Here is a 12,020-nt window from a genome sequence, read left to right on the forward strand (position 1 = left end):
TTCAGGAGTTAGCGGTCATTTATCTAATTCGTCAACTTATAATGTAAGCGTCAAAAACATTACAGGAACTCAGGTTGATATTGTGCTGAAGAATGCGAATAAATACTGCAATAACAGCTATACTCAGGGACAAGTAACGTGGAACATCACCTCTAATCTGACTTGCGCGAATGAGACAATCTATGTAGATAGCAACATAACAATCTTCAACAACGGCAGCTTAACTCTCTATAATGTAACCATAATATTCCAGGCATTTGAAAACGGCTCTAATTTCATAAATAAATCGCCGAATGGAGGATTATTTGTTTATGATGTGGACAATAATGCTTCGACACAATACGATGCTACCTTGATAAACACAACCAACAATTTATTTGACTTTGACTTCTGGGTGTTTGGCAACGGATTGAATGACAACTTTACGATGAGGAATTCAATAATTTTAGGAGCTGGTTATGGCTCTAAAAGCTATGGTATATCGCTTCATAACATCAGTAATTCTGTTATCGCAGGAAACAATATAAGCGGCGGTGCAAAATATACATTATATTTGAATTACTCAACAAGCAACAACATAACTAACAATGCAATAAACATAACGTACAGTTCTGGTTCTGGCATTTCACTTAGTTCAAGCTCAAACTCAAATTCAGTGCAAGGAAATATAATAATGGCAAGCGGAACTGGCAGTAACGGTATAAGGCAATCAAACTCCATCTCAAATAACATAACTGGAAATACAATACGGGTATATACTGAGGGCGATGGCATCCAACTTCTTTTAGGCTCTAATTTAAGCTTATTGCAAAACAACAGTATAAATGCAACATCGGGTGCTTCAGATGGTATTTCTCTCTCTTCAAGCAGCAGTTCAAATAATATAACAGATAATCAGATAGAAACAATCGGAACTAGTAGCAACGGTATTTATCTTCTTACAAGCTCAAATTCAAACACAGCCCAAAGCAATACAATAATAACGCGTGGAGGCTCTGGATTTGGAATTTGGCTTTCCTCAAGCTCAAACATAATGTTGCTGAATAACACAATAACAACAACTGGAAACACGGGTCAGGGCATTCGTATTCAGTCTAGCTCAAGCTCAAACATAACAAGCAACACAATAACAACAAGCGGCATTGCTGGTCCAGAGTGGGGAAGCAATGGCATTTATCTTCAATCAAGCTCAAACAATAGCGCAACAAGCAACATAATAAACGCAACAGGGGCTAATGCAGATGGAATTTACATTTGGGGCAATTCAGACAACAACATTTTCAACTTAAACAACATCTCTAAATCAGGCAGAGATGGAATAAGAATAGGAGGTTCAACAACTAATCTTCCAGAAAGAAACAACATAACAAACAACATTATTTTAAATTCAACTGGAAATGGAATATTCCTGAACAACACATTGACAGCTTCTCAGCTTATTTACAACAACAACATCTCTTATTCAAACAACAATTCAATACAATTAAACAACGCCTCAAACATCACAATAATATCAGGCTCTCTGGAATACAGCAGAACTGGACTTAATGCTTCTCAATCTGTAAACGTTACAATAGTGAATGCAACTTTTGTGTTGAACACATTGTGGGATTTCTACATTATGAACAACTCTTGGATTACAAGCCTTAACAACAGCTTCAACAAGACAGGAGTAAATATAACCAATTCATTAGGCGATTACTCAAACTTTACTGTAATGTGGTATGCCCGCGCAAATGTAACAAACTCAACTGGAAGCGCCATGAATGCTGCGTCTGTAACATCAACAGACGTCAATTCAGGAACAGACTGGACTGATACAACAGCTTCAACTGGATTAACGGGGTGGTTTGCAACAATAGATTATATACAGAACGGAACTGTAATATTGGATTATAACCTGCATACAGGAACTGCATCATTAACCGGATATTTGGCTAACTCCTCAACTTATAATGTAAGTGTTAAAAACATTACAGGAACTCAGGTCGATATTGTTTTGAAGAATCCAAATAGATACTGCAATAACAGCTATACTCAAGGGCAAGTAACGTGGAACATAACTTCTAATCTAACATGTGCAAATCAAACGATTTACGTTGACGGGAACATTACAATCTTCAACAACGGCAGTTTGACTCTTTACAATGTCACAATCAACTTCTCTGCCTTTGCAGACGGCTCTAATTTCATCAACAAATCGCCAAATGGAGGATTGTTTATTTATGACCTTGACAGCAATGCCTCAACTCAGGAAGATGGAAGCTGGCTCATGAGCAATGATTCAAATTATGAGTTTGATTTCTGGGCTTTTGGAAATGGAAAGAATGATAATTTTACAATGCAGAACAGCATTGTGAAGGATGCTGGGTATTCAACTGCTGGAAGTTATGGCATACAGCTTTACAATGTGAGCAATGTTATTGTTTCATGGAACAATATAAGTGATGGTGCTCTATTTGGATTATACTTGCAATATTCAACAAACAATAACATAACAAATAATGTAATAAATACAAATGTATCTAATGGTGCTGGTATTCGTCTTGATTCAAGCTCAAACTCAAAAATATCAAATAACACGATAACAACAAGTGGTAGTCCTACTGCATATGGCATCTTTCTTACTACAAGCTCAAACTCAAACACTTTGCAAAGCAATACAATTACAACAAATGGAAGCTCTAGTTATGGCATTTATCTTCTTTCAAGCTCTAATTCAAACACAATACGGAGCAACACAATAACAATAAATGGAAGTGATAGTCCTGGTTTATTTGCCAGTTCCAGCTCTATTCTAACTATATCAAACAACACAATAACAACAAGAGGGGCTTATCTTGTATCTCCTGAACCAGTTGGGATTCGTCTTTTAAGCTCAAGCTCAAACAATATAACGGGCAATACAATAACAACAAATGGGGACTGGGGGTATGGCATTTATATTTCTTCAAGCTCAAATTCAAGCACATTGCAAAGCAATGCAATAACAACAAATGGAAATACTGCTTATGGCATTCTTCTTCTTTCAAGCTCAAACAACAATGCAACAGGCAATACCATAACAACAAACGGAAGCAGTGGTTTTGGAATTGGACTTACTTCAAGCTCAAACTCAACATTGCAAAGCAATGCAATAACAACAAGCGGAAGCTCTGGTTATGGCATTTCTCTTGCTTCAAGCTCAAGCTCAAACTCATTACAAAGCAATAATATAACAACAAATGGAAGCACTAGTTATGGCATTTGGCTTTCTTCAAGCTCAAACAACAATGCAACAGGCAACATAATAACCGCCAATAGTACAGGCTCTGACAGCATTTACATTTTTTCTAATTCAGACAATAATATCTTTAACTTCAACAACATCTCAAAGTCAGGCAGAGATGGAATAAGGATTGGAGGCTCAGCGACTAATCTTCCAGAAAGAAATAACATAACAAATAACATTATTTTAAACTCAACTGGAAGCGGAATATTCATAAACAACACTTTAACGGCTTCTCAGTTCATTTACAACAACAACATTTCTTATTCAAGCAATAATTCTATACAATTAAACAATGCATCAAACATTACAATAATCTCAGGTTCTTTGGAATACAGCAGAACAGGCATTAATGCCTCGCAATCAACAAATGTAACAATCGCAAATGCAACATTTGTCTTAAACACATTGTGGGACTTCTATATAACCAATAATTCATGGCTCATTAGCCTGAACAACAGCTTCAATTCAACTGCCGTAAACATAACAGGCTCTGCTGGTGATTTCAGCAACTTTACAGTAATGTGGTATGCAAGGGCGAATGTAACCAATTCAAGCGGAATCCATATGAATTCTTCTAGTGTGACATCAACTGATGTATTTGGGGCATCAGAATGGACAGACACAACAACTAATGGCTTAACGGGCTGGTTTGCTGTGATTGATTACGTGCAGAATGCCAGTTCAATAAATAGCTCTAATTTGCATACAGGAACTGCATCATTAACTGGATATTTGGCTAACTCCTCAACATATAATGTAAGCGTTAAAAACATTACAGGAACTCAGATTGATATTGTGCTGAAGAATCCGAATAAATACTGCAATAACAGCTACACGCAAGGACAAGCAACTTGGAATATCACTTCTAATCTGACCTGTGCAAATCAGACAATCTATGTTGACGGGAACATAACAATCTTCAACAACGGCTCTTTAACTCTCTATAACGTAACCATCAACTTCTCAGCATTTGCAGACGGCTCTAATTTCATTAACAAAAGCCCAAATGGCGGTCTTTACATCTATGACTTAGACAGCAATGCATCAACGCAGGAAGATGGAAGCTGGCTAATGAGCAATGATTCAAACTATGAATTTGACTTCTGGGCTTTTGGCAATGGAGCTAATGACAACTTTACAATGCAGAACTCTAAAATAACAGATGCGGGATATTTAACAAACAGTTTAGGAGTACAGCTCTACAACATAAGCAATGTTGTTGTTAAAGGGAATAATATAAGCGGTGGTGCTTATTATGGCTTATATCTGCAATACTCAACGAACAACAACATCTCAAACAATCAAATAAATACAACTGCAAGCTCGGGTCATGGTATTTATCTTATTTCAAATTCTAATTCAAATACATTGTCAAGCAATACGATAAACACTTTGGGTGTAGCTGCAGCTGGTTATGGCATTTATCTTGTTTCAATCCAAAATACAACTATATTTGGGAATACTGTAACAACAGGAACAATTGCAACTTCTGCTTATGGCATTTATGTTGTTTCAAGCAATAACTCAAACATATCAAGCAATACGATAATAACAACAAAGGCTGACAGCTATGGAATTTATCTTGATACAAGATCAAGCTTAAACACAGTGCAGAATAACACAATAACAACAACAGGTTCAGATGGAATTGGCATTTTTCTTTCTTCAAGCAGTAACTCAAGCATATCAAGCAATAATATAGTAACAACGGGTACTGTGGTTGGGGTTGGCAGCAACGGCATTCATCTTTCTGCAAGCTCTTATAATAATGTAACAAGCAATACAATAACGACAAATGGAAGCAATAGCTTTGGCATTTATCTTGTTTCAATCTCAAGCTCAAACACCTTGCAAAGCAACACAATAACAACGAGGGGAGGTGTTGTTATTGATGGTAGTTATGGCATTCTTATTACTTCAAGATCAAATATAGTTCAAAGCAATAATATAACAACAAACGGAAGCAAGGGCTATGGCATTTACCTTTCTTCAGGCTCAAGCTCAAACACAAATATAACAGGCAATATAATAATGACAAATAACGCCACTGGCATTCTTATTTCTTCAAGCTCAAACAACAACGCAACAAGCAACATAATTAACGCAACTGGAACAAATGCTGATGGTGTTTATATCCTTTCTGATTCAGACAACAATATACTTAACTTAAACAACATCTCAAAGCCAGGCAGAGACGGAATAAGGATTGAAAACAGCGGAACGAGCATTCCAGAAAGAAACAACATCACAAACAACATCATTTTAAATTCAACTGGAAATGGAATTTTCTTAAACAACACTTTAACAGCTTCTCAGTTCATTTACAACAATAACATTTCTTATTCAAGCAATTTCTCAATATTATTGAGCAATGCTTCAAACATTACAATAATCTCAGGCTCTCTGGAATACAGCAGAGTGGGAATAAATGCCTCTCGGTCATTAAATGTAACAATCGCAAATGCAACATTTGTCTTAAACACATTGTGGGACTTCTACATAACTAACAATTCATGGCTCATTAGCTTGAACAACAGCTTTAATAAGTCTGCTGTGAATGTAACCAATGCTGTAAGCGATTACTCAAACTTCACAGTCCAGTGGTATGTGGATGTTAACGTAACAGACCCAGATTCTCTTGCTGTATCAGGAGCATCTGTTTATGCTTATGAAAATACAACAGGATCATGGAGTCAAGAATGGGCAGAGACAGCAGGAGGCGATGGCTTTACAGGAAAATGGGCAACAATAGAATATGTGCAGAATGGAACAACCATTGTAAATTACACATCCAATTTCACCGCAGCTAAATCAACAAGGGCAAATTCAACTATAAAATACATAACAAGCTCGCAGCAGGTTGATGTAAGGCTGCCAGCTATAACTGAATACTGCAATGGCAACTACACAGCAGGACAGGTAAGCTGGAATATTACAAGCAACATAACCTGCGCCAATGAGACAATCTACATTGCTGGCAACATAACAATCTTCAACAACGGCAGCTTGACATTGTATAATGTTACAATCAACTTCTCTGCATTTGCTGCTGGAAGCAATTCCATAAACAAATCGCCAAATGGAGGCTTGTTCATCTACGATTTAGACAGCAATGCCTCAACACAATACGATGCAACAAAAATAATAAGCAATAATTCAAACAACAGGTATGATTTCTGGGTTTTTGGCAATGGGTTAAATGACAACTTTACAATGCAGAACTCCATTGTGGAAGCTTCGGGTTATGGAGCTGGAAGCTTAGGAATACACCTCTATAATGTAAGCAATATTAAAATTACAGGAAACAACATGAGCGGCGGCTTAAAGTTCGGGATTATTTTAAATGCATCAAACAATAATAATGTGTCAGGCAATTTCATAAATGAAACAGCAATTACAAACATCATCATCTACTTGGATGCTTCAGATTCAAATACAATACAGGGCAATACGCTGGTGTCAGACAATGTTAATAGCAGAGGTATTTATCTTAAAAGAGGCTCTGATTCAAACATAATAAGGAGCAATATTATTGCAACAACCGGGAATGTTGACCATGGTATCATGGCTCAGTTAGCAAATTCAAATTTATTGATAGAAAGCAACACAATAACAACAACCGGAAATGGAAGCATTGGCATTTTTATTCAGGCAACTTCTGAAAGCAATATAACAGGCAATAAAATAAACACATCGGGAAGAAATTCAGATAGTATTTATATTTTTGGCGATTCAAACAATAATAAGGTAGATTCGAACAATATTTCCAAATCAGGCAGAAGCGGCATAAGGCTTGAAACAAGTCTCGTAACAGTCCTTCCAGAAAGAAACAATATCACAAACAACATAATCCTCAATTCATCATCAGATGGGATAACCATAAATAACACCTTAACAGCCTCTCAGTTCATCTACAACAACAATATCTCTTATTCCAATAACTCAATACTATTAAACAACGCTTCAAACATCACAATTGTTTCAGGCTCTCTTGAATACAGCATAATTGGCATAAACGCTTCACAATCAGTAAATGTAACAATCGCAAATGCAACATTTGTCTTAAACTCATTGTGGGACTTCTACATAACAAACAATTCTTGGATTACGAGCTTGAACAACAGCTTCAACAAGTCTGCTGTAAATGTAACCAATGTGCCGAATGATTACTCAAACTTCACAGCCCAATGGTATGTTGACGTCAATGTGACTTACTCCAATTCAACAGCTGTATCAGGCGCAACAGTTTTCGCATATGAAAACAGCACATCATCCTGGGTTCAAAGATGGACTGACACAACAGCTTCAAACGGATTCACAGGAAAGTGGGCTGTAATAGAGTACGTTCAGAATGCAACAAATATTGTCAATTACACATCAAACTTCACAGCAAACGATAGCACAAATGCAAATTCAACAGCAAAGTACATAACAAGCTCACAGCAAATAGATATCAGAATACCTGTTCCAACTATAACCCAGTTCTGCAATGGCAGCTACACAGCAGGACAGGTAAGCTGGAACATAACAAGCAATGTAACATGCGCCAATGAAACAATCTACGTTGCTGGAAACATAACAATATTCAACAATGGCAGCTTAACCTTGTATAATGTAACCATAAACTTTTCTATGTTCGCAGACGGCTCTGGATTTATCAATAAAAGCCCGAATGGCGGCTTGTTTATTTACGATTTGGACAGCAATGCTTCAACTCAGGAAGATGGAAGCTGGCTCATGAGCAACGATTCAAACTATGAATTTGACTTCTGGGCTTTTGGAAATGGCGGAAATGACAACTTTACAATGCAGAACTCTAAAGTTACGGATGCAGGTTATGGAGCTAAAAGCTTGGGAATAAATCTTTATAATGTTAGCAATGTTATAATCAAAGGAAATAACATAAGCGGCGGTGCAAGGCGTGGATTTTTCTTAGAATCTTCAACAAATAATGATTTAATAAATAATGCAATAAATAATGACGGTATTGGTGTTCTTCTTGATAAAAGTTCCTCGAATAATCTATCAAACAACATAATCACAACAAGTATCGCTAGTGCTAATGGCATTTCCCTCCGCGTGAGCTCAAATTCAAACTTGATGCAAAACAATATAATAACTCCAAGTGGAGCTGGCTCACATGGCATTCAACTTACAGCAAGTTCAAGCTCAAATACCATATCCGGCAATAAAATCAATATAACAAGCACTAGTTCAGATGGAATCAGCCTTATTACTGATTCTGATAACAATATAATCAACCTAAACAACATCACATTTGCAAGGAATGGCATTCAGGTAGGCGATTCAACAACAGAGCGCAACAACATAACAAACAACATAATTCTCAATTCAACAGCAGACGGAATAATCATAAATAACACCTTAACAGCTTCTCAGTTCATCTACAACAATAATATAACTTACTCTGGCTTGAATTATGCAGGAATTTTCCTTAACAATGCTTCAAATATATCCATAATTGGCGGAATTCTTGAAAATAACACCGTCGGAATAAATGCATCTCAATCAATAAACATAACTGTTGCAAATGCAACTTTCACCGGCTCTGCATTGTGGGACTTCTACATAACAAACAATTCTTGGATTACGAGCTTGAACAACAGCTTCAACAAGACAGGAGTGAATGTAACCAATTCATTAGGGGATTATTCTAATTTCACCAATCAATACTATGTTGATGTTAATGTAACATGGTCAAACTCATCTGCTGTATCAGGCGCAACAGTTTTCGCATATGAAAACAGCACATCATCCTGGGTTCAAAGATGGATTGATACAACAGCAGCAACTGGCTTTACAGGAAAGTGGGCAACAATAGAATATGTGCAGAACGGGACTAATATCATAAATTATACTTCAAACTTCACAGCAAACTATACAACAAGCGCAAATTCAACAATAAAATATATCACGTCAAGTCAGCAGGTTGATGTCAGAATCAATGTAACTGCTCCAGGTGCTCCGCCAGCTTTCAACATAACCTTCCTGATAACAAAAGCTTTAGCGCCAGACATGGTAATGGCAGCCTCAAATGAAACAATTAATGTAACAACAACTGTGAAAGTGAACAAAACAACAAATGACATTTCATTCATAAATATCACAGATGAAATTCCGTATGACTTCATCTATGAAAATGAATCAAGAATCGCTGTTCTTTTCATCAACTGGAGCGATGCCGGCTCAAACACAATAGACATAACAGCGAATGCTACAAAGACAATAATAGATAACAGCGGAACAGCGAACACATGGCTCATAATAAACATCTCAAACATGTCAACTTCCTTAGGATTCTACATGACTGAAAACGACAGCATACAGATCAATTACTTAATGAACAGCTCAAAGATGAATGCAAACGATACAAGGCTCATCTACACAAATGCAACAGTAAAAGACATCGCCTCAAACACAGCAGCAGACTTCAAATTAACAAACATAACCTCATCCCAAATCGTATTAAGGGGCTATAAGAAAATATCAGCTGATCCAACCAATCCTCAAAACATTACAGTTGGCATAGAGATGCAGTCATTAGGTGGAAAGCTGACAAGCATCTTATTAGTGGATTATTTACCAAGTTCAATATCGGCAAAATCCCAGCTAGTTGGATTAAATATAACTTATTACAACAAGACTTCAAACAGCTACAAGACACTGACAGAGCCTGAAGACTATAAGCTTTACAACCCGTACAACTCAACGCTTCCAGACGGGCAATTAGCTTCTGTATTTTCATACAACTTCAGCTATAACTTCACAAACTGGGACGGAACGATTTATGATAATGATTCAATCTTAATAAATTACAGCATTGCAATAGTTGGCGGCGGAACTTGGGTGCTTCCTGCCATAATAGGCGGCTGGGATCCTCAATACCAGAAGCACATCAAGACAGAAACATATTCCCAGGCGCTTGTTCCGCTGTTCGATGTAATTTCAAGGGTATTGACTCCAAAAATAAAGCCAGGAGAAGATGTAAAAGCTTTGCTGCAAATGCTCAATGTCGGCGGCCCGAAAGCAAAAGTGGATGTCTTCATAACTTACAGCATGAAAACAATGAAGGGAGACCTGATAACAGAGAGGTCTGAAACAATAGCTGTCTTTGAGCAGAAAGAAAAGGAGCTCGTATTGCCAACCCCATCAACTGTAAAGCCAGGAATGTACACATTTGAAACTCTTGTTGCATATGCCGGCAGAGAGGCAGCTTCAACAGATGTTTTTGAAGTGTTGGGGGAAAAAGGATCTGGATTTAATGCGCAGTGGCTTATGTTCGGAATGTTCGCATTGGTGCTGGTTTTGATAATTGTTTTTGTAATGATAAGAATGAGGAAAAAAGAGCAATAAAATGAAAAATAAGAATCAGGATTTCAGCAATTCATCGATCAATTCTTCAGTTGTGTATACTTTAACCAGCGACTGCATTTTGAGATGTGGGTCATTAGACCAAATAGCGGCTTTAATTGATAAAGCTAGTGCAACGTATGGTTCATCATCTGAATCAGGCAAGGAATTTTTTGCTGCCTTAAGAAATCCCTTATATTCAGGAAAATCAATGAATTCAATCTTCTCCTCAATTTCTTTCTGTCTTATCTCAAACTCATATTCTGAAAGGCCTGATTTCAATAAGCAATCTAATTTATGCTCTTCAAATTCGGATTTTAAGAAGCTAGGAGCACAAAATTTAACTCCGAGTGTGGAGAAAATATACGAATTGATAGATAATGGATTCATAAGTGAAAATAGTATATTATTATCAGGTATAAGTATCATCTTATTTTCTTATCGTAATAATTCTCTTCTTTCTTCTGGAGAAAGCTCAGCAAGCAATCTTTTAAACCTGCCTTTCTTTGCCTTCCTTCCTAACTCAACGCTCCATTTAATGAATTTCTGCTCTTCCTTTGATTCGAGCTTCCTGTGCAATTCTTCTATTTCTTCTTTCTTGATTAAGTCTTCTCTTGCCACTTCAGACCAGTTCACCCAGGAAAACCTTCCTATCCTCGACCTTAATTCGCCATCCACCGCAAATGTTACGCTTGCCATCTACAGCTCACCTCTTCTTTCCAATTCCTCAAGCTTCTCAAGCTTCTTTATTATGCCTCTTCTAGCTACTTCAGCCCAATTTATTTCGGGATGTTTTTTCCTCAGCCTGTCCAGCAGCTCATCAGGCACAGACACAGTCATTTTGTCCATTTTTCCACCTCAAAGTATTTATGTTAATACAAGTAAATACGTTGAAATATTTAAATGTTTTGTTTTTGGGCATTTGCAGGAGATAACAGAAAAAGAGTTCAATAATTTAACCAATTTAATCCTTAATAAAGTTAAGAATCTATCGCATGATGCCGTTGATAATCGTTATAGAAATGCTGAGTTCGGGAATTTATGCCCTCGTGATTTAAGTTTATCTACAAGTTCTTTGGTGTTGAATACCTCAACTATTGATTGTTTCTTGAAATGCGGATCATTAGACCAGATTGGCATTTTATTGAGCGCCAATGACAAAGCAAGGTATTCTGTGTCTTCTTTGTCTGAGATAAGCGAGTTAGCCTGCTTGAGGAATTTTTCATATTCGGATAATGAAAAAGACTTGATTTTTTCTTTTAATTTCTTCAATAACAGATCTAGCTCAGTTGAAGGAAGATTTGAGAGAATTTTAATTCGTGATTTGTGCTCTTCAACCTCCTTAGATAAAGATTCTGGACAATGTAATTTTACAGCA

General features: G+C 36.9%; 5 protein-coding genes. 1 reads left to right on the forward strand and 4 read right to left on the reverse strand.

Features of this window, described 5'->3' with window-relative positions; translation table 11 throughout:
* A partial coding sequence (locus HYU07_07895) for a right-handed parallel beta-helix repeat-containing protein (protein MBI2130120.1) occupies positions 1 to 10,645 on the forward strand: 10,645 nt, incomplete at its 5' end.
* 15 nt (positions 10,646 to 10,660) lie between these two features.
* Here the strand turns inward: HYU07_07895 and HYU07_07900 are convergent.
* The 4 genes from HYU07_07900 to HYU07_07915 all read right to left on the reverse strand — a co-directional run.
* Complete coding sequence (locus HYU07_07900) at positions 10,661 to 11,032, reverse strand: hypothetical protein (GenBank protein ID MBI2130121.1); 372 nt, start codon at positions 11,030 to 11,032, stop codon at positions 10,661 to 10,663.
* 48 nt (positions 11,033 to 11,080) lie between these two features.
* Positions 11,081 to 11,341, reverse strand: a complete 261-nt coding sequence (locus HYU07_07905; GenBank protein MBI2130122.1) for a hypothetical protein — start codon at positions 11,339 to 11,341, stop codon at positions 11,081 to 11,083.
* The gene (locus HYU07_07910; GenBank protein MBI2130123.1) at positions 11,342 to 11,491 is read right to left on the reverse strand and encodes a hypothetical protein; all 150 of its coding nucleotides are present in this window, start codon (positions 11,489 to 11,491) and stop codon (positions 11,342 to 11,344) included. It abuts the gene before it with no gap.
* 165 nt (positions 11,492 to 11,656) lie between these two features.
* Positions 11,657 to 12,020, reverse strand: a 364-nt coding sequence (locus HYU07_07915) for a hypothetical protein (GenBank protein ID MBI2130124.1), incomplete at its 5' end; no start/stop codon positions are given.

This window comes from Candidatus Woesearchaeota archaeon, assembly GCA_016180285.1.
Classification (GTDB): Archaea; Nanobdellota; Nanobdellia; order Woesearchaeales; family JACPBO01; genus JACPBO01.

Excerpts from the sequence above, each read along its gene's own strand:
- HYU07_07905 (MBI2130122.1), bottom strand. The coding sequence starts at position 11,341 with ATGGCAAGCGTAACATTTGCGGTGGATGGCGAATTAAGGTCGAGGATA.
- HYU07_07910 (MBI2130123.1), bottom strand. The coding sequence starts at position 11,491 with ATGGACAAAATGACTGTGTCTGTGCCTGATGAGCTGCTGGACAGGCTG.
- HYU07_07900 (MBI2130121.1), bottom strand. The coding sequence starts at position 11,032 with ATGAATCCATTATCTATCAATTCGTATATTTTCTCCACACTCGGAGTT.